Source organism: Ensifer sp. D2-11 (genome assembly GCF_054161295.1).
In genome coordinates, this window is record NZ_CP096435.1 from 116945 (window position 1) to 139006 (window position 22062).

General features: G+C 61.5%; 25 protein-coding genes and 1 pseudogene. 10 read left to right on the plus strand and 16 right to left on the minus strand.

Features of this window, described 5'->3' with window-relative positions; all coding sequences use genetic code 11:
- Positions 1-41: 41 nt before the first annotated feature.
- A complete protein-coding gene (locus tag M1D34_RS26135; protein ID WP_498785426.1) occupies positions 42-914 on the plus strand; it encodes a PhzF family phenazine biosynthesis protein in 873 nt (290 codons plus the stop codon).
- A gap of 197 nt (positions 915-1111) precedes the next feature.
- Here M1D34_RS26135 and M1D34_RS26140 read toward each other — a convergent pair whose 3' ends face one another.
- Positions 1112-1315, minus strand: a complete 204-nt coding sequence (locus tag M1D34_RS26140; protein WP_010967097.1) for a cold-shock protein — start codon at positions 1313-1315, stop codon at positions 1112-1114.
- Positions 1316-1563: 248 nt separating this feature from the next.
- Between M1D34_RS26140 and M1D34_RS26145 the strand changes: the two genes are divergently transcribed.
- From M1D34_RS26145 to M1D34_RS26160, 4 genes are all read left to right on the plus strand, one after another.
- Positions 1564-3108 carry an MFS transporter gene (locus tag M1D34_RS26145; RefSeq protein WP_498785429.1) on the plus strand — a complete coding sequence of 515 codons (1545 nt, stop codon included), beginning with the start codon at positions 1564-1566 and terminating at the stop codon, positions 3106-3108.
- A 90-nt stretch (positions 3109-3198) separates the two neighbouring features.
- Complete coding sequence (locus M1D34_RS26150) at positions 3199-4152, plus strand: SDR family oxidoreductase (protein ID WP_498785431.1); 954 nt, start codon at positions 3199-3201, stop codon at positions 4150-4152.
- A 162-nt stretch (positions 4153-4314) separates the two neighbouring features.
- Positions 4315-4764, plus strand: coding sequence for a hypothetical protein (locus tag M1D34_RS26155; RefSeq protein ID WP_498785433.1), 450 nt, complete (start codon positions 4315-4317; stop codon positions 4762-4764).
- Between the two features lie 89 nt (positions 4765-4853).
- Positions 4854-5483, plus strand: coding sequence for a TetR/AcrR family transcriptional regulator (locus M1D34_RS26160; RefSeq protein WP_498785435.1), 630 nt, complete (start codon positions 4854-4856; stop codon positions 5481-5483).
- Positions 5484-5551: 68 nt separating this feature from the next.
- Here the strand turns inward: M1D34_RS26160 and M1D34_RS26165 are convergent, their stop codons facing one another.
- The 3 genes from M1D34_RS26165 to M1D34_RS26175 are packed head-to-tail and all read right to left on the minus strand — an operon-like array spanning position 5552 to position 6906.
- Positions 5552-6010: an SRPBCC family protein gene (locus M1D34_RS26165; RefSeq protein WP_498785437.1), complete on the minus strand. Its 459-nt coding sequence runs from the start codon at positions 6008-6010 to the stop codon at positions 5552-5554.
- Positions 6011-6052: 42 nt separating this feature from the next.
- Positions 6053-6583, minus strand: a complete 531-nt coding sequence (locus tag M1D34_RS26170) for an SRPBCC family protein (protein WP_498785439.1) — start codon at positions 6581-6583, stop codon at positions 6053-6055.
- Complete coding sequence (locus tag M1D34_RS26175) at positions 6580-6906, minus strand: ArsR/SmtB family transcription factor (protein ID WP_498785441.1); 327 nt, start codon at positions 6904-6906, stop codon at positions 6580-6582. Before M1D34_RS26175 ends, M1D34_RS26170 begins: the two co-directional genes overlap by 4 nt.
- A 174-nt stretch (positions 6907-7080) precedes the next feature.
- On the opposite strand from M1D34_RS26175, the gene M1D34_RS26180 reads away from it, so the two are divergent.
- On the plus strand, positions 7081-7206 hold the full coding sequence (locus M1D34_RS26180; RefSeq protein ID WP_498785443.1) for a hypothetical protein: 126 nt from the start codon (positions 7081-7083) through the stop codon (positions 7204-7206).
- Here the strand turns inward: M1D34_RS26180 and M1D34_RS26185 are convergent.
- From M1D34_RS26185 to M1D34_RS26205, 5 genes are all read right to left on the minus strand, one after another.
- Positions 7203-8117, minus strand: a complete 915-nt coding sequence (locus M1D34_RS26185; protein WP_498785445.1) for an SMP-30/gluconolactonase/LRE family protein — start codon at positions 8115-8117, stop codon at positions 7203-7205. The two genes, M1D34_RS26180 and M1D34_RS26185, sit on opposite strands and share 4 nt — an antisense overlap.
- 14 nt (positions 8118-8131) lie before the next feature.
- Complete coding sequence (locus tag M1D34_RS26190; protein WP_498785447.1) at positions 8132-9079, minus strand: ABC transporter permease; 948 nt, start codon at positions 9077-9079, stop codon at positions 8132-8134.
- The gene (locus M1D34_RS26195; RefSeq protein ID WP_498785449.1) at positions 9076-10023 is read right to left on the minus strand and encodes an ABC transporter permease; all 948 of its coding nucleotides are present in this window, start codon (positions 10021-10023) and stop codon (positions 9076-9078) included. Before M1D34_RS26195 ends, M1D34_RS26190 begins: the two co-directional genes overlap by 4 nt.
- Positions 10020-11468, minus strand: a complete 1449-nt coding sequence (locus M1D34_RS26200; RefSeq protein ID WP_498785450.1) for a sugar ABC transporter ATP-binding protein — start codon at positions 11466-11468, stop codon at positions 10020-10022. The genes M1D34_RS26195 and M1D34_RS26200 overlap by 4 nt, the downstream gene beginning before the upstream one ends.
- Positions 11469-11540: 72 nt before the next feature.
- On the minus strand, positions 11541-12557 hold the full coding sequence (locus M1D34_RS26205) for an ABC transporter substrate-binding protein (RefSeq protein ID WP_498785452.1): 1017 nt from the start codon (positions 12555-12557) through the stop codon (positions 11541-11543).
- Between the two features lie 273 nt (positions 12558-12830).
- Here M1D34_RS26205 and M1D34_RS26210 point away from each other — a divergent pair, with 273 nt between their 5' ends.
- From M1D34_RS26210 to M1D34_RS26220, 3 genes and pseudogenes are all read left to right on the plus strand, one after another.
- On the plus strand, positions 12831-14078 hold the full coding sequence (locus tag M1D34_RS26210) for a GAF domain-containing sensor histidine kinase (RefSeq protein ID WP_498785454.1): 1248 nt from the start codon (positions 12831-12833) through the stop codon (positions 14076-14078).
- On the plus strand, positions 14075-14797 hold the full coding sequence (locus M1D34_RS26215) for a response regulator (protein ID WP_498785456.1): 723 nt from the start codon (positions 14075-14077) through the stop codon (positions 14795-14797). Before M1D34_RS26210 ends, M1D34_RS26215 begins: the two co-directional genes overlap by 4 nt.
- A 128-nt stretch (positions 14798-14925) precedes the next feature.
- A pseudogene (locus tag M1D34_RS26220) lies at positions 14926-15042 on the plus strand (nucleotidyltransferase family protein); the annotation flags it as partial.
- On the opposite strand, the gene M1D34_RS26225 reads toward M1D34_RS26220, so the two are convergent.
- The 7 genes from M1D34_RS26225 to M1D34_RS26255 all read right to left on the minus strand — a co-directional run bounded on the left by M1D34_RS26225 (position 15037) and on the right by M1D34_RS26255 (position 21164).
- The gene (locus tag M1D34_RS26225) at positions 15037-15303 is read right to left on the minus strand and encodes a hypothetical protein (RefSeq protein ID WP_498785458.1); all 267 of its coding nucleotides are present in this window, start codon (positions 15301-15303) and stop codon (positions 15037-15039) included. The pseudogene M1D34_RS26220 and the gene M1D34_RS26225 overlap by 6 nt on opposite strands.
- A 142-nt stretch (positions 15304-15445) precedes the next feature.
- Positions 15446-15622, minus strand: coding sequence for a hypothetical protein (locus tag M1D34_RS26230; protein ID WP_498785460.1), 177 nt, complete (start codon positions 15620-15622; stop codon positions 15446-15448).
- Positions 15623-15874: 252 nt separating this feature from the next.
- Positions 15875-16717 carry a 5-dehydro-4-deoxy-D-glucuronate isomerase gene (gene kduI, locus M1D34_RS26235; protein ID WP_498785462.1) on the minus strand — a complete coding sequence of 281 codons (843 nt, stop codon included), beginning with the start codon at positions 16715-16717 and terminating at the stop codon, positions 15875-15877.
- Between the two features lie 33 nt (positions 16718-16750).
- Positions 16751-17488, minus strand: coding sequence for an ATP-binding cassette domain-containing protein (locus tag M1D34_RS26240; protein ID WP_498785463.1), 738 nt, complete (start codon positions 17486-17488; stop codon positions 16751-16753).
- Positions 17488-18507, minus strand: coding sequence for an ABC transporter permease (locus M1D34_RS26245; RefSeq protein ID WP_498785465.1), 1020 nt, complete (start codon positions 18505-18507; stop codon positions 17488-17490). Before M1D34_RS26245 ends, M1D34_RS26240 begins: the two co-directional genes overlap by 1 nt.
- Before the next feature lie 69 nt (positions 18508-18576).
- Positions 18577-19527: a sugar ABC transporter substrate-binding protein gene (locus tag M1D34_RS26250; RefSeq protein WP_498785467.1), complete on the minus strand. Its 951-nt coding sequence runs from the start codon at positions 19525-19527 to the stop codon at positions 18577-18579.
- A 122-nt stretch (positions 19528-19649) separates the two neighbouring features.
- A complete protein-coding gene (locus tag M1D34_RS26255) occupies positions 19650-21164 on the minus strand; it encodes an aldehyde dehydrogenase family protein (RefSeq protein ID WP_498785469.1) in 1515 nt (504 codons plus the stop codon).
- A gap of 118 nt (positions 21165-21282) precedes the next feature.
- Between M1D34_RS26255 and M1D34_RS26260 the strand changes: the two genes are divergently transcribed.
- Complete coding sequence (locus tag M1D34_RS26260) at positions 21283-21984, plus strand: GntR family transcriptional regulator (RefSeq protein WP_498785471.1); 702 nt, start codon at positions 21283-21285, stop codon at positions 21982-21984.
- The last annotated feature ends 78 nt before the right edge of the window (positions 21985-22062 follow it).

The window sequence follows — 22062 nt, forward strand, 5'->3', positions numbered from 1 at the left end:
TACGCTACACTAAAATTTAGCTCATTAAAGGCGGAACAAAAATGGTTGAGTTGATCGCAGGTCTCATCGATGTATTTGCGGATGTGCCGCTGACGGGCAATCCGCTGGCCGTGATACAGGGCGCGGACGAACTGACAGATGACCAGATGCGACGGATCGCAGGCGAATTCAATCAAGCCGAGACCACATTCCTCATGCGGAGCACAAGGGCGGACTGGAAGTTGCGATCGTTCACTGCGAGCGGTGCAGAGGTGTTCGGTGCGGGTCACAATGCCCTTGGGGCGTGGCTCTGGCTCGGGGAGAATGGCGATCTCGGTTCGCTGACCGCGGCCCGAACCTTTCAGCAGGAGATCGGTAGAGATGTTCTGCCCATTGAGCTCGAGTCGGTCGGCGGTCGCATCCATGGCCGCATGCGCCAGATGCCGTTGCGCTTGTCGGATCCGCTGGATGACGTCGCGCCTCTGGCTGACGCCCTCGGCCTCGCTCTCAGAGACATTTTGCCCGACCCGCCTGCACGTCCGGCCGATACCGGAGCCACGCACCTGATGGTGCGCGTCCTGAATGTGGATTCCGTGGACAGAGCGCGGCCAGTCGCCGACAAATTGCTCGCCGTTCTTGAGAAGACGCCCGCGGAGGGCTGCTACATCTATGCGCTCGATGCTGATGGGCCCAATACGGCTTACGCTCGGTTTTTCAATCCCTCCGTCGGTCTCTGGGAGGATGCTGCGACGGGAACCGCGGCTGGGCCCCTGGCGGCCTATCTTGCCGCCACGGGAAACCTCACGAACAACGAACTGGTAATCGAACAGGGCACCAAAATGGGCCGCCGGAGCATTCTGCGTATCCGGCTTGCTCCCCTGCCGGAACTCTCCGGCGCCGGGGTCGTCGTGGTCAAAGGAGTGATCCGGCTTTAGAGCCCTTTCAGGAAAAGTGTGTAGCGGCTTCCGTGACACGCGTCGCTTCATGGACAGAGCGCCTCAGTGTTTCAATGAAACACTGAGGCGCTCTGGTCTTGCCGTAATTCTGCCGTCGGACGTATCACATTGAGCGACAGGAACTCGGCGTTGCTCTCGGAAGCGTTTTACGCACGCTCATTGAGAGCGTCCGTCGATCAAAGCACGGATACGTTTTCCGCCTTCGATTTTCCGGTCTTGCGATCTTGACCGACGTCGTAGCTGACCTTGTCACCTTCTTTCAGCGAACCGCCGTGCTGCAAGGCAGACACGTGAACGAAGACGTCCGTTCCGCCATCCTCAGGCGTGATGAACCCAAATCCCTTGTCGTCGTTGAAAAATTTAACAGTACCTTTAGGCATGATAGTCCCTCCTAGCTCGCGCACTTTTGGCTCGCGTGCCGAACCTACAGCGCGAATGCTTTCCGATCAATGTCAGCAGCCTTTTTGATCATTTCCACGTGTGATTACTTCGGTGATGAGGGACGACGGTCTCGTTTAAGCTGAGCTTGCATCCATGAAAGCGTGCCCTGGCATCGAAGCCGGTCGAATTGACACTTGTCAACTGATGCGATTCGGGGAAATCTCCGCCGGCTTCCGGGAGGACGACCATGGCCGAGACTATTAACACGACTGAGCAGGCAAGCCGCCGCGAGTGGGTTGGCCTGTGCGTCCTGTCGATCGCATGCCTGATCTACTCGATGGACCTGTCGGTGCTTTTCCTCGCGGTGCCAGCGATCGTCGCGGACCTCGATCCGTCCGCATCGCAACTGCTCTGGATAAACGACATCTATGGCTTCATGGTCGCGGGCTTTCTCGTGACCATGGGAACGCTGGGTGATCGGATCGGTCGCCGGCGCGTGTTGCTGATGGGCGCTTTTGCTTTCGGCGTCGCATCCGCCTTTGCGGCTTTTTCGAACACGCCGGGGCAACTCATTCTGGCACGGGCCCTGCTTGGCATCGCCGGTGCGACGATCGCGCCCTCCACTCTGTCGCTGATCGTCAATCTCTTCAAAAACGAGGCGGAGCGAAACAGGGCGATCAGCATCTGGGGCACGGCCTTTGCGCTGGGCGGCCTCGTTGGCCCCCTCATCGGCGGAATTCTGCTGCAGTATTTCCACTGGGGATCGGTGTTTCTGATCAACATACCAGTCATGCTCTTGCTTCTGGCCGTCGCCCCGTTTCTGCTGCCGGAATACAGGAACAATGATGCCGGCCGACTGGACTTATTGAGTGTCGTGCTTTCGCTCGCGACCGTTCTGCCGATCATCTACGGCTTCAAGCACATGGCTGCCGACGGCGTCCAGCTTGCCCAAGTCGTCTATATCGGACTGGGGCTTCTGGTCGGCCTCCTGTTTGTGAGGCGTCAGCGGCGCCTCAGCGATCCGTTGGTCGACCTCGCGCTCTTCCGGGTGCCAGCCTTCACGGCCTCGCTGATGGTAAACCTCGCCGGTGTCTTCTTCGTCTTCGGCGTCTTCCTGTTTCAGAACCTCTTCCTGCAGCTTGTGCTCGGTCTGTCGCCATTGGAGGCTGCGCTCTGGTCTGCGCCATCGGCCTTCGTCTTCGCAGTCATGTCTTTCCAGGCCTACCGTTTCACCAACCGCTTCGGACCCGTCAGGACCGTGCTCGGCGGGCTTTTGATCAATGCGGCGGGAGCTGCCGCCATGGCTGTCGCCGCCTACGCCGAGAGCTTGATCGGGATCCTTGGCTCCAGCATGATCATCGGCTTCGGCTTCGTTCCTGTCGTCCTCACCACGACCGGCCTGATCGTGGGAACTGCACCGCCCGAACGGGCAGGCTCGGCTTCGGCCATATCGGAAACGAGCGCAGAATTTGGAGGGGCATTGGGCATCGCGGTGCTCGGCAGCTTGGCGACCTTGGTCTATCGTATGGCGATGAACCGCGCCGACCTGAGCAGCCTCAATCCCGTGCAAGCCGAGGCCGTTTCTGCGACTCTTGCCGGCGCAGTCGAGACAGCTCGGTCGATGCCGGGTTCAACTTCAGCCGTCTGGCTGGAGACGGCGAAAAGCGGCTTCTCACTTGGTTTTTCCATATGTTGCGTTGTTGCGACGGTGACGCTCCTTCTTCTCGCGATCGTCGCCCGGCGGGTATATGCCACCGCACACATCAACGACAGCACATTGGCCCCTCATTAGATCACGATGATTTAGGATAGCGGGGAGCCGGTCTTGCCCAAACCTTTTGGCCCCGCCGGCGTTTAACCTCCTCAATCGATGGAGGTACCAATGAAATCCGAAACCGGGCAGAAGCAGCGCGACATCCAGAAGCAGGTTGAAGAGGCCGACAAGAAGCAAAAGCCCAAGGCCTCAGGAGCCATGCAGGCGGGCGCTCGCCGTTATCCGGAGCCGCCATTTCCAAAGGTGCATCAGGACAAGCCAGGCTCAGAGGCTGATCTTCCCGTCGCGCCAATGTATGATGCCCCGTTTTACAAGGGCTCAGACAAGCTGAAGGACAAGGTGGCGCTGATCACGGGGGGTGACTCCGGCATCGGTCGGTCGGTGGCGGTCCTCTTTGCCCGTGAAGGGGCGGACGTCGCCATCGTGCATCTCGACGAACCTCAGGACGCAGATGACACGAAGGCTGCCGTTGAAAAGGAGGGACGCAAGTGCCTTGTGATCAGAGGCGATGTCAAGGATGCGGGCTTCTGCCGAAAGGCAGTGGAAAAAACGGTGATGCAGCTTGGCCGCCTCGACATCCTCGTCAACAACGCCGCCTTCCAGGTCCACACGCGTGACATCGAGGACCTGACCGACGAGCACTTCGACGAAACGCTGAAGACGAACCTCTATGGCTACTTCTACATGGCAAAGGCCGCTATTCCTCATTTGAAGAACGGCTCGGCAATCATCAACACTGGATCCGTCACGGGCCTTACCGGCTCGAAGGAGCTTCTGGACTACTCCATGACCAAGGGGGGGATTCATGCCTTCACCCGTGCTCTTTCGGGGCATCTCGTGCCCAAAGGTATCCGCGTGAACGCCGTCGCGCCCGGCCCGGTCTGGACGCCTCTCAATCCATCGGACAAAGAGGCTGAAGATGTGGAGAAGTTCGGCGCCCAAACGCCAATGAAGCGTGCAGCGCAGCCAGAGGAAATTGCTCCGGCCTACGTCTTTCTCGCCTCTCCGCAAATGTCGAGCTACATCACCGGCGAGATCCTTCCGATCGTCGGCGGTTACTGATCTCGTCGTGCAATTTCAGCGCTCTGGTTCAAGTCGCCTCAGGGCGAGGGGAGAACTGTCCGTTCCCGGTGGTCTCTGCCACAACTTTTCTATACGCCACCGTATTGACGTGTCCGCACCGGCGTAGTATACGCCACCGTATAGTAGACATGGATCAGCACGATGAGAACGGATGCAAGAGTCAATCGCCTTCGAGATGGGCGCGCCGGCCGTAGCGCACTTCTCGTGGCATCCGCAATCAATGCAGTTGCCGCCATTTATCACATCATGGGCGGGACGCCCGAGGTGATGTACCCCGTCTACTCGGCCAATCTGCCATCTGCCTCGGCCGGTGTGCTCGACATCTTGTGGTACCAGATGGCGGCGCTGATAGCGGGCGCTGCCGTGGCCACGCTGGTGGCGGCATTCCGCAGCGACTGGCGCTGGCCGGTAGCCTGGATAATCGGAGGCCATTTCCTGGTGGTTTCGGGTATCTGCCTGTTCTTCACCTTTGTCTGGTTCGGGGATCCATGGGGCCTTGTTCAATGGGCGATCTTCGGCCCGGTAGGCCTCATCATATTTTGGGCGGCCGCCCGGCCGGCGGAAAGCGCAGCCGGCGCTCCAACCCTTTGAAACTACGCACTTCCGGACGGAAAACCGTTACACACTTTCCTGGAAGTGCCCTAGCTTCGGCAGACGGGATGAAGCGTGAGGCGGGTCGAATGGCAGATGGACAAGATGGGCCAACAAAGGCCGATTGGGTCGCAGCCGGATTATCTGCTCTGACAGCCGGAGGTATTGAGGCGGTCAGGGTGGAACGTTTGGCCGTGATTCTTGGTGTGAGCAAAGGCCCGTTCTACTGGCGCTTCAAGAATAGAGGCGAGCTTCTCGAGGCGATCATAGAGTTTTGGAAGCGTGACTTCACCGCCAATCTAATCGAACAGACTAGTCACTTCGACACACCGCGTGAACGCTTGGAAGCGTTGGCAGAACTCGCCGTCGTATCGACGTCTGGTGCTTTGGACGTCGCGAAAACAGAGTGCGCGCTTCGGGCGTGGGCGGCACAGGACCCATTGCCAAGGGCGGCAGTGCGGGAGGTGGACGCGATGCGCACAAAACACCTCACGGAGGAGTTCAAACTTCTTGGTGCGCCGCACCCACTGGCGGAACAACTTGCGAAAGCCATCTACCTGGCGCTCTTGGGGCTTTATACGGTTCGCCAATACACGCCGGAGCTCGCCGACGAGCAATCATATCTGACCGCCGTGAGGATCGCGCTCGACGCTGCACAGATGCAGCCTCACTCGACCGACGTCAGCGCGGCGAAAAACAGGTTTGAGCCAGACATCTAAACACGTAGAGCAATCGTCGACCCGAGATAGGCCAGGCAGCTGCGGCGGCGCGACATCGTGATCCGAGATCAAAGGTCTGCGGGCCACGCCCTTGTCTCTTCAAGCGGGTAGCCCGTCTCCAGAAGAGATTTGACGCTCGCGAAGAGATGAGGCCAACCCTTCGACATAGCAGCGATAGCAACGGAGTTTTCCACTTCGGATTCTTGGATGACCGTCAGCTTTACCGACGTGCCGATCTCTTCGATGACGTAGCTAACTTTGGAATGCCCCTCCTGGCGGAGCTCTTCATGAAGCTCGTCGCGCCAGGAAATCACAAGCTTGTTCGGTCGATCCGCCTCAAGGACCTCTCCCGAATCTGCTGTCCGCCCATCCGGAGCAACCAGCCGCCAAGGAGAGCCCCGCGACCAGTCGCTTTCTTGCCAGGTGCCCGCCCAATACTGCCTGGTAACCTCCTGGGCCGTGAGGGCTTGCCAAAGAACATCGGGGCTGCAGCGGATGTAGGTGGAATATGTGAAACGTTCCTTCATCGCCCCGTTCCTTTCGGTGGTATTCAGCGGGAGCGGAATTCGTCACGCTTCAGAAGCTAGCGCCCGTTTCATTTCATGCTCAGCTTCGGCATGAAGGGCCCAAAAATCGGGGATGCTTATTCCAACGATCCGTTTTTCAAGAACTGCCAGATGCGCGTGCCAGCCGGCACCGAAGTTGAGCGCGTCCTCAGAGCCACGAAGGCCCGTGTGGGTCAGGACCAAGCGTGTCGTTCCGCTGTCTATCTCGGTCAGCTCGAACGTGACTTCCCCCGCCTTCCCGTCCTCCCATGTGAAGGCCAGGAGATGAGGTGGTTCATAGCGAGTAATGCGTTCGTGCCAGCGATGGCCAACATATGGCTTGTACCGGTCCGGCGTAGGAACGACCTCGTCCGAGAGACGGTCGTGATCCATGGTCAGCCCGAAGGCGCCGCCAACCTGCAGGTCCGTTGGACCCGACATGAACCAGCGCGCGCGGAGGTCGGGATCAACCAGGTACTGCCAAACGGTAGCGGCAGGTGCCGGGAGGATTCGTTCAAAGCGAAGCATGTCGGGCGAGATCTTGTCTGTAGTCATTGATTCAGCTCCTCCTTTAGGGCCTGTTCAAGCGCGTCCAGGCGAACGTTCCAGAACCGCTCCCACTGGGCGAGCCAGTCATTCGCCTCTTTCAGATTCCCGGCGTTTAGCCGGCAGATATTCCGGCGGCCAACTTTGCGCCGTTCGATGAGGCCGGCTCGCGCCAAGATCGCAACATGTTTTGCGGCGCCAGCGAGCGTCATCTGATAGGGCCGGGCGAGTTCGCTGATAGGCTTCTCACCAGATGCCAAAGCGGCAAGCATTCCCCTCCGGGTGGGATCCGCAAGGGCAGCGAATGTCAGAGTCAGCTTTTCGTCAACCATATGGTTTAGTATTGCTGAAATGGGGTAATGTCAACCGATTGGTTGAGCATTACGGGTTCGGCATTTTCGGGGGAAACAGCTCCTTCGACATGAAGGACCGTTCGAAGGTCCGCCGCAGGCGGCACCGCCGGTCGGCCGAAACCCTGGTGATCGAGATTGCACAAGGCGTGCTCGATGACGAACTTCGCTATCTCCGCCGGAAACCTATCGCCCGGAGGAGGCCGCCCCTCCGATCAGACGAGCGACGCCTTTGGCCGTTTCGAGGAAAACCGTTACACACTTCTCCTGGAATGGCTCTAAGGCGCCTGGGATCCCGTCACGGCGACATAAAGTGAATAAAGTGAGCGGGTTGCCGCAATGAACAGGCGGTTGCGCCTTGGACCGCCGAATGTGAGATTGGCGACGGTCTGCGGAACGAGGATCTTGCCGATCAGCTTGCCGGCAGGATCGAAACAGTGCACTCCATTTCCGGCGCTCGACCATAAGTTTCCGTTCGCGTCCGTCCGGATGCCGTCCGGAATTCCTTTGTCGATGACGCAGAAGACGCGGCCGTTCGCGAGCCGGGCGCCGTCCGTCAAGTCGAAGGCGCGTATGTGCCGAGGGAAGCGGTCGTCGTGGCTTGCCGATGAATCCGCAACGTAGAGGGTCTGTTCGTCGGGCGAGAAGGCGAGGCCGTTCGGCTGGATGAAGTCCGTCACGACTGCCGAAAGCTCGCCGGTCTCCGGATCGAGCCGGTAGACGTTGCGCGTCGGCTGCTCCGGGTCCGCGCGATAGCCCTCGTAGTCGGACATGATGCCGTAGGTGGGATCGGTGAACCAGATTGTGCCGTCCGACTTCACCACCACATCGTTCGGCGAATTGAGCCGCCTGCCTTCGAAACGATCGGCGAGTACGGTGATCGAGCCGTCCACCTCGGTGCGTGTGACGCGGCGCGTGCCGTGCTCGCAGGAGATGAGCCGTCCCTGCCTGTCGCGCGTATGGCCGTTGGTAAAATTGGACGGTTGACGATAGACGGAAACGCCGCCCTCCGGCGTCCATCGCAGAATGCGCTGATTGGGAATATCGCTCCACAGGAGCTGGTTCGCGTCGTTGAACCAGACGGGACCTTCCGCCCAGCGGCAGCCCGAATAGAGCTCGTCGAGACCGGCGCTGGTCACGATCATCTGCCGGAAGCGCGGGTCGTGGATTTCGTAGATGGAGGCCTCGGCCATGGCAGTCTTTCCGTTTATCGCATGCCCCGGCGACCGCCGGCGAGCATGATGACGCTGATGATGATGAGGCCGGTCATGATGAGGCGGATGCCTGCGCCGAGCCCGTAGGTGTTGAGCATGGAGACCACGAGGAACATGAAGAGCGATGCGCCCCAGATGCCCGGCACGTTGGAATCGCCGCCGGCGACCGCCGTGCCGCCGATCACGACGACGGCGATCGACATCAGAAGATATTCCGCGCCCATGTTGAGCGCCGCGCCGCCGGAGAAGCAGGCGAGCAGATAGCCGCTGATCGAAGCGAGCACGGCGCAGAACAGGTAGGTGACGAAGCGCGTTCCGTCGACCGGTATGCCTGCCATGCGCGCGGCCGGCATGCTCTGCCCGATCGCCGAGATCCAACGGCCGTAGATCGTCTTCTCAAGCAGGATCCAGGCGAGGATGGAGATCAGGAAAGCGACGATTGCTACGTTCGGGACGCCGAGCGTATTCGTGGTGGTGAATTCCGCAAGCACGCTCGGGGGCTTGATACGAAGACCGCGGTTCGTCCAGATCGCGGCGGACTGGACGATGAAGCTCATCGAGAGCGTTGCGATAATCGGCGGGATGCGCAGCGCCTTGATAAGCGTATAGTTGCAAAGACCGACGCCAAGACCAATGAAGACGGCAAGGAGAAGGCCGGGCAGGATCATGCCGTTTTCGACATTCATCAACTTCAGTGCCACCGTGCCGGCGAGCGTCATGGTGGCGGGAACCGAGAGATCGATGTTTCCGGGGCCGAGGGTGATGACGAACATCTGCCCGATGCCGACGATCACCGAGAAGGCCGCAAAGGTGAGCGCTGCCTGTGACAGTCCGAGCGTACCGGCGCCGCCCGTCACCATGATCGTCAGGAACCAGACCACGAAGGCAGCAAGCCACGACCAGACCCAGGGTTTGCCGAACTGGCGGATGAGCGCGTTCATCGGCGTTTCTCCCGCTTCTCGAGGCGGTTCAGCATCAGGCGGAGCGCGAGCACGATGATCAAAATCGCGCCCTGGGCGCCAATCTGCCAGTCCGGCGAAATGCGCAGGAAGGAGAGGAACGAGCCGGCAAGCGTCAGCGTCAGCGCCCCGATGACGGCCCCGATGGGAGAGACGCGGCCGCCGATGAATTCGCCGCCCCCAAGGATGACGCCGGCGATCGACAGCAGGGTGTAGCGCAACGCGATGTTGGCATCGGCCGAGGTGGTCAAACCGACGAGGGCGATGCCGGCCAGGACCGCAAAGAGGCCGGCGAGGGCATAGGCGGTCGCGCGCGCCGTGACGATCGACCAGCCGGCGCGCTCCACCGAGCGCTGGTTGCCGCCGACGCCGCGGATCAGAACGCCGAGCGAGCACCGCTTGACGATGAAATGCGCAATGACGGCGATTATGATGCTGGCGACGATCGCCATTGGGGCCAGGGGCGGCTTGACGGTCATCAGCCACCGCACCCAGTCGGGCGCCTGCCCGCCCGGTGCCGGCAGCAACAGCACCGCAAGGCCGCCCCAGACGAAGCTCATGCCGAGGGTGACGACGATGGACGGCAGATTGCGCAAATGGATGAGGACGCCGATCGCCGCATAGGCTGCGACCGCGCCGGCGAGAATCAGGATGCCGATTGCCGGGGTGTCCCGCAGGAAAGTCGCGGTCACGCAGGCGACGAAGCTGACGAAGGCGCCCATCGAGAGATCGAGATCGTTCACCGCCATCACGAGCATCTGCGCGATCGTCGCGAGCGCGATCGGCACGGCCAGGTTGAACAGCAGGTTAAGGCCGATATAGCTCATGGCGCGCGGTTGCAGCCAGAACACCGCGGCCAGCAGCAGCGACAGCGATAGAGCGGGAATGACAAGGCGAATGGCGTCGGAGGATAGGCGGAACTTCATGCTGCCCCCTCGAAGGAGGCGGAGATAATGTTCGCCTCGTTGACGGCATCGCCGCCGAGTTCGGCCGTGATGCGGCCCTCGCGGAACACATAGACCCGGTCGCAGAGGCAAACCTCGTCCATTTCCGTCGAGTACCAGATGAAGGTGCGGCCGCGCGCCGCTTCCTCGCGGATGATCGCATAGACTTCCTGCTTGGTCCCGACGTCCACGCCGCGCATCGGATCGTCCATCAGGACGATCCGTGCGCGCGTGGCGAGTGCACGGGCGAAGAGAACCTTCTGCTGGTTGCCGCCGGAAAGCGACAGGATGCGGTTGTCCAAATCGGGCGTGCGTATTTCGATCCGTTCTTTCCAGGCCGTTCCTCTCGTCTTTTCGCCGGCCTCGAGGACGAGACCGCGGCGGGACATGTCGCCGAGCGAGGCGATGGAGAAGTTTCGCAGGATGCTCCACAGTTCGAAAACCCCGTTGAGGCGGCGGTCGCCGGCGACGAAGGTGACGAGCGGATTACGCTGCGGCAGCCAGTTGCCGGACCGGGCGGCATGCAGCGCGAGGAGGAGCTCGGTCTGTCCGTGGCCAGCCAGGCCAGCGAGGCCGATGATCTCGCCAGTGCGTGCCATGAAGGGAATACCCGCTGCCTGATGGGACAGAATGACCGGCTCCGCGGATTGGTCGCGCACCGGACGCTGGCCCGTTTCCGCCTTCGCGACGCTCCCCATTGCCTCCACGAGCCCGTGATGGTCGAAGCGGTGCGCCGGACGTTCGGCGACGACACGGCCGTCCTTCATGACGACGATACGGTCGGCGGTTTCGAGAATCTCGTGCAGGATATGCGAGATGAAGATGACGGATCCGCCCCCGACGATGAAGCGGCGGACATGGTCGAGCATCTGACGGGCGAGGCTTGCATCGAGCGACGATGTAGGTTCGTCCAGGATCACCAACCGCGCGGGAGTGCCGGCATCGGAAAAGGCCAGAGCGATTTCGACCATCTGCCGTTCGGCGATCGAAAGATCTCCCACGGTCCGGCCGCTGTCGATGCCATGGCCGGGGAAGACGGCGTCGAGGCTCTTCTCGATGATCGTCGCAGCCCGCGAACGCCAGCCGAAACCGCCGAGAGCGCGATGTACAAGACGGGTGTTCTCGACGATGGAGAGGTTGGGGCAGAGGGACAGCTCCTGAAAGACGCAACGCACGCCTCGGTCGCGGGCGGCATTGATGCCGTAGTGTTCCTGCCGCTCGCCGTCACTCGTGACGGTTCCGTGGTGCGGCGTGAGGCCGCCATTGATCACGCTGACGATCGTGGACTTGCCGGCCCCATTATGTCCGACGAGCCCAACGCATTCGCCGGGCATGACACGAAGCGTGACGCCGTCGAGCGCCTTGACTGCGCCGAAGCTCACTTTGGCGCCATCGACCGCAATGATCGCCTTCGCTACGTCGTCCATACTGCTCGCCATCATCTGCTCAACAAGGCTGCCGCGCGGTCATCTACGGCCACGCGGCAGCCACCGGGAGACTTACTTCGCCGACTCGATGACCTTGATCGCGTCTTCCTGCGTGTACTCCACATTGGCGACGCCACCGGCCTGGGTACTGGCGAGGTTCGCTTCGAGATTGTCCTGATCTATGCGCAGAAAGGGAACGACGAGGTCCTTCTTGACCTCCTTGCCGTCGAGGATCTGCTGGGCGACCCAGAAGGCCAGGGTGGAGACACCAGGCGCTATCGAGACCGACATGGTCTCATAGCCGTTCGCATCCTTCTGCTCCTTCCACCACTTCAGTTCATCCTCGCGATTGCCCATCACGATGATCGGCATCTTCCGGTCGGTCGCGGCGATGGCCTGCGCGGCACCATAACCGTCTCCGCCCTGCGTCACCACCCCGACGATGTCAGGCAAGCTCGGCAGGATGCCGGCAACCGCCTTCTGCGCCACGTCCTGCGCCCAGTCTCCGTGCACGGAGCCGGCGATCTTGAACTGGGGGAACTGCTTGACGCCCTCATGGATGCCGGCCGAGATCTCGTCGTCGACGAATACACCGGCAAGGCCGCGGATCTCGAGCAGATTGCCACCGTCCGGAAGCTTGTTCGACAGATACTCGACCTGACTGCGGCCCATTTCCTTGAAATCGACGGCGATGCGCCAGGCGCAGGGTTCGGTCACAATGCCGTCGAAGGAGACGACGGTAATGCCGGCATCGCAGGCCTCCTTGACCGCGCCGTTCAGCGCTGTCGGTGAGGCGGCGTTCAGCACGATCGCGTCATAGCCCTGCAGGATCATGTTCTGGATCTGCGCGGCCTGTTCCGTTGCCTGGTTCTCGGCGGTGGTGAAGGCGTCGGCCGAGGCGACGACGCCGGCCTTCACGGCTTCGCCCGTCACCTTTTCCCAACTCGTCAGCATGGCCTGGCGCCACGAATTGCCGGCATAGTTGTTCGAGAGGGCGATCTTCTTGGCCGAGGTGTCGGCAAATGCGGAAGCGGGCATCGCGGCGCAAGCGATCGCGGCCGATGCCAGAAGCATCTTACGGATGGTCATGTCTCTCTCCCTCATGATCGCCTGGCAGGCGATCGCTTCACCCGTCCCGGCCAATCGGGTTCGGGCGAGATTGTTCTTGCACTGAGCTTCCTCCTCTCAGTAAGGGCAGGATGCGGGAGATCGGTGGACCTGTACAGGCGCAAGGCGGCAAGATGTTTGCGGGTTTTGCGAAACAAGCTGCGGGTTTACGCAAGACGGCGGCGCTCCCGCGGGCGCTTACTGGCGAAGCGACTGCGGCGGGTTGAGGAGCCTGCCGCTTCTGGAGGAAACACCATGCTGCATCCTGCACCCGCAGTTATGTTCGATCATTATCTCGGCATTTCCCGGTTGCTTGCGGGCCAGCTCGACTTTCGCTCGGCCATTCGCTCCGTCGCAGCGGAGGTCGCGCATATTATCCCGCACGACCATCTCGATGTCTGCGTGCTCCTGGAAGACGGCAACTATCACACCGCCTATGAGACGGGTATCGAGACCGCCTGGGGCGATCTCGCCGGCGCACCTGTCGTCAACAGTCCGATCCGCTCCCTTCTGTGGGGCGAAGTGGACTTCCTGCTGGCCGACGACGCAATGACCGACCCGCGCTTCCATTTCGAGGGTGCGTTCAAGCGGCCTATCGTCGAACAGTCACTGAGGAGCCGCCTGCATGTACCGATGAAGGTGCAGGGCACTATCATCGCGGCGCTTTCATGCTCCTCGCAGGAAGCGGGTGTCTATACAATGGAGGACGTCGAGCGGGCCCGCATCATCGCAGACCTGCTTACGCCCTATTTCTTCGCGCTGCGGGCGGCCGAGCAGGCGCAACGGTCGGCGATCGTGGAAGCGGAAGCCCGTGCCCGCGAGGAGGGACTGCGGCTAGGTGCGTTGAGACTCACCGAAGCGTTGGAGCAGGAGCGCCAGCGCATCGGCATGGACCTTCACGACCAGACCCTCGCCGACCTGACGCGTCTCGCTCGCCGAATCGATCGGCTGTCGCGCAACGGCGAGGTGGCGCCGGAAGCACTGGAGCCCGTCTCCCGCTCCCTGCAGCACTGCATGCAGGACCTGCGGCAGATCATCGAGCAGGCAAAGCCTTCCGTTCTCCAGCTCTTTGGACTTACCCAGGCGATCGAGCACCACCTGGACCGTTCGACGCGGGACACGGGCTCCATCATCGAATGGGGCCTTGCCGACGAGACGAATGGCGCGCTGGAACGGCTGGAGCCGACCGTCATCGTTGCGCTGTTCCGCATCGCTCAGGAGGCGATCAACAATGCCGTGCGCCACGCTGCCCCGCTTGCCGTCAAGGTGCGGCTCGACGCCGACGACGACCGGTTGTCGATCGAGATTTCGGATGATGGAACCGGACTTGCCAAAACGCGGGGACGCATCGGCGAGGGCATCGACAACATGAAGACCCGGGCGCGACTGATTTCCGCGCGTTTCACGATCGGTCCGGGCCACAATAATCGAGGCACCGTGGTCCGCGTGGTGCTGCCGCTCGCGCCGCACGACTCGGGCTCAATTGAGGAGAGGGCGGAATGAAGGTTCTGATCGTCGAGGACGACCCGTTGCATCGCTCCTACCTGCATGAGGCGGTCAATGCCGCCCTGCCGGAATGCGACACTGTGATCGAGGCGGAAAATGGAACGGTCGGCGAGAAGCTCGCCCGCGAGCATAAATCAGCGCATATCGTCATGGATCTGCAGATGGCGAGCCGCAATGGCATCGAGGCGGCGCGCACGATCTGGAAGGAACGGCCGGAGACCCGCATCCTGTTCTGGTCGAACTATTCGGACGAGGCGTATGTGCGCGGCGTCTCGCGCATCGTTCCGGATGGAGCTGCCTATGGCTACGTCCTGAAATCCGCGTCAGACGAGAGGCTGAAGCTTGCACTGCGCTCTATCTTCATCGAGAGCCAATGCGTCATTGATCGCGAGGTGCGGGGTCTTCAGCAGAAGAGCCTCGGCCAGACGAACGGGTTTACCGATTCCGAATACGAGATCCTCGTCGATATCGCACTTGGCCTTACCGACAGGGCTATTGGCAGGCGCCGCGGCCTGTCGCTGCGCAGTGTGCAGAATCGCCTGCAGCAGCTTTACGACAAGCTCGACGTCTACCAGGCCGCTAGCGACGACAATGACGACGGCCGCTTCAATCTGCGTGCCCGCGCCATCACGATCGCCTTCCTGCGCAAACTCCTGAACTACAGCGCGCTGGAGCGGGCGGAAGCGGAACTGCAGGAGTGGTTGGAAGGAAAATAGTCTCCACAGGCGTTGCGAAGCCTTCGGGTTGGCCCGGGTGAACCGCTCTGGAGAACCGCATTCCCTTCTCTATTTCCTGCTGTGTTATACCTTCCACAAAAAGGGAATAACGACAGGATGCCTCCATGCTGAAGTCGATCGATCTCATGTATCAGACCATGCTCGCGGAGCTGGGGCAGCGGTCGCTCGACGCGGTATGGTCTGCGGACTTTCCTTCGGATGGTCGCTTCACTCCTGCCTCATTGGCGCCCGAGGCCGGAGAACTTTTGGCGCTCGCGAATGTAAGCGATGGCGGCCACTTCGAGGCTTTTGCATTCCTCTTCGGATTTGAGCAGGGCGGCGTCGTCTTTTAATCCCGCACATCGCAGAACGTCGCGCCGCAGGCACGCATGCTCGTAAACCTCGCATAGCTTCAAGAAAGTGAGGTCGTGAATCATCCAGGCACTGTCGCGAACATTAGGTGCCGCCAATAGCAGCCGAGCCATTCCAGCCTTCTGCACGTCCATTGTTACGCCCTGTATCCATCGACGAGGTGAATGCGCAATGGCTGTTGCCGAAAAATGGTTCCATGAGTGCACCGAGGCGGCGGCCTTTCGATCACGGCGGGCAAAACAACGAGAGCCGCGCCCACCCGTGCGGGAATTACGGTCATTCCGAGCTTGCTTCAGGTCTATCGCCCGGTTCGATCAATGTTGAAATCTGCTCGATCGGCATTGCAGCCAAGGTTTTGATGTCCTCGGCCAGCGCCGCGAGTTGTGTCGCAATTTCCAAGAGGTCCGAAGCAGAATTTTTCTCGCCATTGTGGTTCGTATCGCGGTCGTCCATGTCCGAATCCCCAAGCAATGGGTGGTTGCATAGCCTCGCGAGGTAAGGTCCGCCGTGGAATCACCGGGCCTCAGTCTAGCAGGGCACCAAACAGAGTGCGGAATCTAGCATGTCGTCTGTTTACGACGATAGGACATTGGTCCGAGACTAAGGCGCCAAAGGTCCTACGCCCATACCGGCTGTGCCCAGGACGGGCAGGGAATCACGATTGACTTTTGGTTGGATTCGGCGGGCTTGAGGATCTTTTGATATTCACCGCAGCGCTTCCATCGGCACCTTGTCCATGTCGGTGAAGCTCATGTTGTCGCCAGCCATCGCCCAGATGAAGGCGTAGCGCCCGGTACCCGCGCCGGAGTGGATCGACCAGCCTGGCGAGAGCACTGCTTCATGGTTCTTCAGGACGACATGCCGTGTTTCGCCCGGCTCGCCCATGAAGTGAAAGATGCGCGTCGCCTCCTGCATGCCGAAATAGAGGTAGACCTCCATCCGCCGGTCATGCACATGCGCCGGCATGGTGTTCCAGACCGAACCCGGCTCGAACATCGTGAGGCCGACGAGCAATTGGCAGCTCTCGCAGACATCCGGATGGACATATTGGTTGATGGTGCGGGCGTTGGACTCTTCTGCCGAACCCAGGCTCACCTTTTTCGCCATGTCGCGGGTGATGTGCACGGTCGGACAGGAGCGGTGCGCGGGCGCGCTCAGGAGGTAGAACAAGGCCGGCGCGTTAGCGTCGTCGCTGGCAAAGCCGAGCGCACCACCGCCCATCCCGACATAGAGCGCTTCCTGAAAGCCGAGCACATGCTCCTTGTCCCCGACGCTGACCGTGCCGGCGCCGCCGATATTGATGATCGCCGCTTCGCGGCGGTCGAGAAAGCGCTGCGTGCCTGTCTCGGCAATCCGGTCGATCACGAGCTTGTCCGCCGCCGGCACTACGCCGCCGACGATCATGCGGTCAAGATGGCTATAGGTGAGGTTGGCTCGGCCCGGCTGGAAAAGCGCTTCGATGACGAAGCCGTCGCGCAGGCCCTGCGTGTTGCGCCTTGTGGCATCCTCCGGCCCGACCACCTGGCGAACTGATACGGAAATAGTCACGGCATCTGCCTCTTGCTTTCGAGGAGTGGGGGATCAGGTAAGCACGACATATTCGGTCAGCTGGTTGATCGTCGTATCGGCCTTCTGCACGTCGAAGACCTTCGTGCCATGGCTCATGATCACGAACCTGTCGCAGACCTGGTAGGCGTGGTAGAGATTGTGGGTCACCAGCACACTCGAGACATTCTCCGCCTTGAGCTTCAGCACTTGGTTCAGCAACGCTTCCGTTTCGCGTACGGAGAGCGCCGAGGTCGGCTCATCGAGGAGCAGCACGCGCTTCTTGAAATAGACGGCGCGTGCGATTGCGACCGCCTGTTTCTGCCCGCCGGAGAGATTGCCGACGAGCGTGTCCGGGGAATCGATGCCGGAGATGTGCACGGCGTTCTGCAAGACTTCCATGGCGATGTCGCGCATCTCGCGCTGCCTGAGGAAGCCGAAGCGATCGGTCATCTCACGGCCCATGAAGATGTTGCGGGTAATCGAGAGGGAATCGACCAGCGCGGTGTGCTGGTAGATCGTTTCGATGCCGGCATCGGCGGAATCCGAGCGGCAGGTGAAGGTCGTCTTCTTGCCATCCACGGTGAGATAGCCGTCCGTCGGTTTGTGGATGCCGGAGATGAGGTTGACGGTCGCCGACTTGCCGGCGCCGTTGTCGCCCAAAAGGCCGACCACTTCACCCTCGCCGATATGGAAGCTCAGATTGCGAAGCGCGGTCAGCGCACCGAAGCTCTTCGAGATGTTATGCAGTTCGAGAAGATTGGGGGTCGACATCACGCAAGACCTCGCCGCTCGATGAGATGGTTGAAGATGGCGGCCAGCACGATCAGCGTGGCGATGAACATGTCGAGATAGAAGCCCGGTGCCCGCAGGAGAAGCAGGACGTCGGTTATCGTGTGGATGAGCAGCACGCCGAGAAAGATGCCTATGATCGATCCGCGCCCTCCTCGCAGCGACAGGCCGCCGATGACGCAGGCGGCAATCGCCTGGAGTTCCAGACCCGCACCCTGCCCAGGCTGCACGCTGCCGACGCGGGCAGTGGCAAGAATGCCCGCGACCGCAGCCATGCCGCCAGCAATCGCAAAGGCAATCAGTTTGACCCGGCTGGTGTTGATGCCGATCGCCTCGGCCGCACCGCGATTGCCACCCGTCGCGAAGACGTGGTTGCCGAAGCGGTGGCGGTGTAGCAGCAGGTGAAAGCCGACGACGAAGAGGACGATCCAGATGAAGGCGGCGTTCACGCCGAACAGGGTGCCGGAAAAGAGGCTGGTGAAGACCGGCTCCGGGTCGAAACGCACCTGGACGGCACCGTTGTAGAGCAGCACCGCGCCGCGCCAGAAGAGGAGCCCGCCGAGCGTGACGATAAAGGACGGCAGGCCGAAGCGCAGGGTGATGTGGCCGTTGAGGGAACCGATCAGCAGGCCGGTCAGAATACCGATCGGTGCTGCGATGAAGGCGCTCAGCCCTGCATTGACGAGCGACGCCATCAGCACGGCCGTGAACGTGTAGACGGAGCCGATGGAAAGGTCGAATTCACCGGCGATCATCAATACGCCGGCTCCGAGCGCGAGGCATCCGAGCACGGGGATCGCCTTCATCAGGATCGTCAGGTTCTGCGGCGAGAGGTAGCGGAACTCGTCGGGATAGAGGAGCGCGCCGGCGATGCAGACGATCTGCAGGGTCATGAAGACGAGAAAGATCGCTCCCGCGGGCATGCCCATAATCTGCTTGAGAATGGATTGTCTCTGGGTCCGCGAGCGTGGCGCGGCACTTTCGGCTAGGACAGGTGTCACGGTCTGGCACTCGATCGTTGGGGAATGGGGAACCGGCCGGGCGCGCCGGCAGGCTCCCACGGAACGCGGTTAGCGGTAGCTGCCGATCAGCGGCTTGACCGAACCGATGCGCGACTTGTCGAGGAAGGCGCCCTGGCCCGTGTCGATGTCGGTCGGTGTCAGCCCGTATTTTTTGGCAAGCGCGATCTGGGCGATCGGGTAGTAGCCCTGCAGATAGGGCTGTTGGTCCATGGTCGCGTACATCGCGCCGGATTCCACCGCGTTTACGATCTCGACCGCAAGGTCGAAACCACCGAATGGAATGTCTACGCCGGCGTCCTTGATGGCGCCCGCGCCGACGGTCGAGGTGACCGAGCCGGTGCCGAACAGCGCCTTCACGTTCGGGTTGGCGATGAGGAATTGCGCCATGATGTTCTGCGCTTCGGCGGGGTCGAGACCAGCACGAACGGTCTCCACCTTGATGCCGTTTTCGGTCATCGCCTTCTCGATGCCGCCGCCACGGGCGACCGCAAAGCTCGCTTCCGGAATTTCGCGCGGGTTGAAGACGACGTCGCCGGACTTGAGGCCGAATTCCTTGATCATGCGGTTGCCGAGCTCATAGCCGGAGGCAAGCTCGTCCATGCCGACATAGGCCTGGCGACAGTTGCCCTTGGCGCCGTCGAGGTCATCGTTGTTAAAGCCGATGACAATGATGCCGGCCTTGACTGCCGCGCAGATGCTCTCATCGAAAGCATCCGAACTGGAGATCGCGACGGCGATGCCGTCGACGCCGCTGGCCGTCGCGCTCTCGATCAGGTCGTTCTGGCGCACCGGATCGTTGTTGGCATACTGTACGTCGAGGTCGACGCCGAATTGAGCGGCGGCGTCTTGCGCTCCCTTCACCACCGGATTAAAGAACTGCACACTCGGATCGAGATAGATGATCATCGTTGCCTTGACGTCTGCGGCGAGTGCGGTCGACGTCAACAAGGTGGCAAGGCCCGCAGCCAGCGCTGCGGTTCTGAGCCTGGTCAGTTTCATTTGCGTATCCTCCCTTTGGATGTGCATTGCGGGGTCGCAAGACCCAAGTCTCGGCTGGCGGGCTCCGACCAAAGATCACGCCAGCCGAGATATTCCTCCTCCTGACCCCAGACTGCGGCCTGTTACGTGAACCAGGGCGCGGGGCGCCCGAGCGTTACGTGGACGCCCTTGAACTGGGAATATTCGTCAAAGCCGTAGCGGCCGAGCTCGCGGCCAAGGCCGCTTTTTTTGTAGCCGCCGATCGGCAGCTCCGGCGTGCCGTCGATCACGCTGTTGATCCAGCATCGGCCGGCGCGGATGCGGCGGATGCTCTGCAGCGCGGTTTCGAGATTGGTCGACCAGACGCTGGCCGAAAGACCGAACTCGGTGGCGTTCGCCAGCGCTACGGCTTCGTCCGCGGTCTTGAAGGTCAGCGTTGAAAGCACCGGCCCAAAGATCTCCTCGCGTGCGATCGACATGTCGGGCGTGACGCCGGCAAAGACGGTCGGTGCGTAGTAAAGACCGGCCTCCCTGCCGATCCTTTCGCCACCCAGCAGCAGTTCCGCGCCCGATGCGATGCCGGCCGTCACATAGGAATGCACCTTTTCGGCATGCGCCTGCGAGATCATTGCGCCGATCTTGGTGCGTTCGTTCAGCGGATCGCCGAAGGCCACCTTGCGCGAGATGTCGAGCAGGCGCTCCATCAGCGCATCGCGGATGCCCTCCTGCACCAGAAGCCGGCTGCCGGAAATGCAGCACTGGCCGGCATTGTGGTAGACGCCATAGGCGATGCCGTCTGCCGCCGCGTCGAGATCCGCATCGGCGAAGACGATCTGCGGCCCCTTGCCGCCAAGCTCCAGCCCGACGCGCTTGACGCTGCGCGCCGCGATCTCGCCGAGCTTCGTGCCGACGCGGACAGAGCCGGTAAAGGCGACCATGTCGACGTTCGGGTCTTTGGCCAGCACCTGGCCAGCGGGATCGCCATAACCGGTGACGACGTTGAACACGCCATCGGGAATGCCGGCTTCGCGCGCCAGCTCCGCCATACGGATCGACGTGCCCGAGGTGAACTCGGAGGGCTTCAGCACGACCGTGCAGCCGCTGCCGATCGCCCAGGGCACGCGTTCCGACGCGATGATGAAGGGGAAGTTCCAGGGCGTGATGATGCCGACGACCCCGACCGGCTCGCGCAGGACAAGGCCCAAGCGATCGTCGCCGATATTGTTGTGGGTCTGTCCTTCCAGCGCGCGGGCCTGGCCGGCGGCATAGGACCAGAGGTCTGCGCAGAAACCGATTTCGCCGCGCGCCTGCACGATCGGCTTGCCGACCTCGAGACTCTCGATCAGCGCCAGCTCCTCCTGCCTCGCGAGAATGAGGTCGGCGACCTTGAACATCAGGCGCGACCGCTCTGCGCCCGACATGCGCGGCCACGGGCCGGTATCAAAGGCTTTCCGGGCGGCCGCGACGGCCTTGCGCACGTCGTCGGCCGAGGCTTCCGGCCAGATGCCGACCACCACGCCGGCGTGGCCGGGGCTCACCCGATCGATCGTCCTGCCCGAAGCGGCATCGACGGACTTGCCATCGACAAGCATCTGGTAGCGGGATTTAATGCGGAGGCGGGGATCATTGGAATCGGGTGCGATGAAATTGGACAGCAATAGCGTTCTCAGGCCGGCCCGCGCGGTGCCAGCCCCTCCCTGTTCATCCGGTTTGCCGGATTTCTGTTGCGCCTGAATTGTATGGTACTGTATGGTGGTTCAAATTGGATGTCAACGGATGACGGCGGCGAAAGACATGAACCTCGAATCCCTGAAGATCGACACCGGCGAAACCGCCGCGGCCCAAGTCGAGCGGGACTTGCGCGAATCCATCATCCGGCTGGAGCTCGCCCCCGGAATGCGGCTATCCGAGCAGGAAATCGCCACACGCATGGGCGTGTCGCGTCAGCCGGTGCGCGAGGCGCTCATCGCTCTCGGCAAATCCAAACTGGTGGATATCCGGCCCAACAGGGGCACCGTCGTCGTGCGGATTTCAGCCAGACAAATGATGGAATCCCGCTTCGTACGCGAGGCGATCGAAGTCGCGGTGGCGCGCCGGGCCAGCGAGACATTCGATAGCTGGACGCGACGCAAGATCGACACGATCCTCGCTCGGCAAAAGGCGGCGAATGAGGCGCATGACCACAACGCTTTTCGACGGGAGGACGAGCAGTTCCATATTGCGATCGCCGAGGGTGCAGGCTGCGGCCTCGCCTGGAACGCCATCTCCGACATCAAGGCGCACATGGATCGAGTCTGCAACCTCCAGCTGCGTCATCCCGACTCGATGAAGAAACTGATTGCCGAACATGAGGCGATCATCACCGCCATCGACGCCCGGGATGCCGACGCTGCAGCGATCGCCATGCGCAACCATCTCAACGGCATTCTCGCCGACCTGCCGCAGATCGAGGCGGACAATCCAGACCTGTTCGAGTGACCGTTTTCTGGCGTCCTTTGATCGTAGCCAATTAAAGGACAAAGCATGCAGCAGATCAAAGTGCGACAGCGTTTTGCG

Excerpts from the sequence above, each read along its gene's own strand:
- M1D34_RS26135 (WP_498785426.1), top strand. The coding sequence starts at position 42 with ATGGTTGAGTTGATCGCAGGTCTCATCGATGTATTTGCGGATGTGCCG.
- M1D34_RS26155 (WP_498785433.1), top strand. The coding sequence starts at position 4,315 with ATGAGAACGGATGCAAGAGTCAATCGCCTTCGAGATGGGCGCGCCGGC.
- M1D34_RS26230 (WP_498785460.1), bottom strand. The coding sequence starts at position 15,622 with ATGGACGACCGCGATACGAACCACAATGGCGAGAAAAATTCTGCTTCG.
- M1D34_RS26240 (WP_498785463.1), bottom strand. The coding sequence starts at position 17,488 with ATGTCGACCCCCAATCTTCTCGAACTGCATAACATCTCGAAGAGCTTC.
- M1D34_RS26205 (WP_498785452.1), bottom strand. The coding sequence starts at position 12,557 with ATGACCATCCGTAAGATGCTTCTGGCATCGGCCGCGATCGCTTGCGCC.
- M1D34_RS26195 (WP_498785449.1), bottom strand. The coding sequence starts at position 10,023 with ATGAAGTTCCGCCTATCCTCCGACGCCATTCGCCTTGTCATTCCCGCT.
- M1D34_RS26160 (WP_498785435.1), top strand. The coding sequence starts at position 4,854 with ATGGCAGATGGACAAGATGGGCCAACAAAGGCCGATTGGGTCGCAGCC.
- M1D34_RS26150 (WP_498785431.1), top strand. The coding sequence starts at position 3,199 with ATGAAATCCGAAACCGGGCAGAAGCAGCGCGACATCCAGAAGCAGGTT.
- M1D34_RS26210 (WP_498785454.1), top strand. The coding sequence starts at position 12,831 with ATGCTGCATCCTGCACCCGCAGTTATGTTCGATCATTATCTCGGCATT.
- M1D34_RS26165 (WP_498785437.1), bottom strand. The coding sequence starts at position 6,010 with ATGAAGGAACGTTTCACATATTCCACCTACATCCGCTGCAGCCCCGAT.
- M1D34_RS26190 (WP_498785447.1), bottom strand. The coding sequence starts at position 9,079 with ATGAACGCGCTCATCCGCCAGTTCGGCAAACCCTGGGTCTGGTCGTGG.
- M1D34_RS26250 (WP_498785467.1), bottom strand. The coding sequence starts at position 19,527 with ATGAAACTGACCAGGCTCAGAACCGCAGCGCTGGCTGCGGGCCTTGCC.
- M1D34_RS26180 (WP_498785443.1), top strand. The coding sequence starts at position 7,081 with ATGACGAACTTCGCTATCTCCGCCGGAAACCTATCGCCCGGAGGAGGC.
- M1D34_RS26175 (WP_498785441.1), bottom strand. The coding sequence starts at position 6,906 with ATGGTTGACGAAAAGCTGACTCTGACATTCGCTGCCCTTGCGGATCCC.
- M1D34_RS26145 (WP_498785429.1), top strand. The coding sequence starts at position 1,564 with ATGGCCGAGACTATTAACACGACTGAGCAGGCAAGCCGCCGCGAGTGG.
- M1D34_RS26170 (WP_498785439.1), bottom strand. The coding sequence starts at position 6,583 with ATGACTACAGACAAGATCTCGCCCGACATGCTTCGCTTTGAACGAATC.
- M1D34_RS26200 (WP_498785450.1), bottom strand. The coding sequence starts at position 11,468 with ATGGACGACGTAGCGAAGGCGATCATTGCGGTCGATGGCGCCAAAGTG.
- M1D34_RS26140 (WP_010967097.1), bottom strand. The coding sequence starts at position 1,315 with ATGCCTAAAGGTACTGTTAAATTTTTCAACGACGACAAGGGATTTGGG.
- M1D34_RS26260 (WP_498785471.1), top strand. The coding sequence starts at position 21,283 with ATGACGGCGGCGAAAGACATGAACCTCGAATCCCTGAAGATCGACACC.
- M1D34_RS26185 (WP_498785445.1), bottom strand. The coding sequence starts at position 8,117 with ATGGCCGAGGCCTCCATCTACGAAATCCACGACCCGCGCTTCCGGCAG.
- M1D34_RS26215 (WP_498785456.1), top strand. The coding sequence starts at position 14,075 with ATGAAGGTTCTGATCGTCGAGGACGACCCGTTGCATCGCTCCTACCTG.
- M1D34_RS26225 (WP_498785458.1), bottom strand. The coding sequence starts at position 15,303 with ATGGACGTGCAGAAGGCTGGAATGGCTCGGCTGCTATTGGCGGCACCT.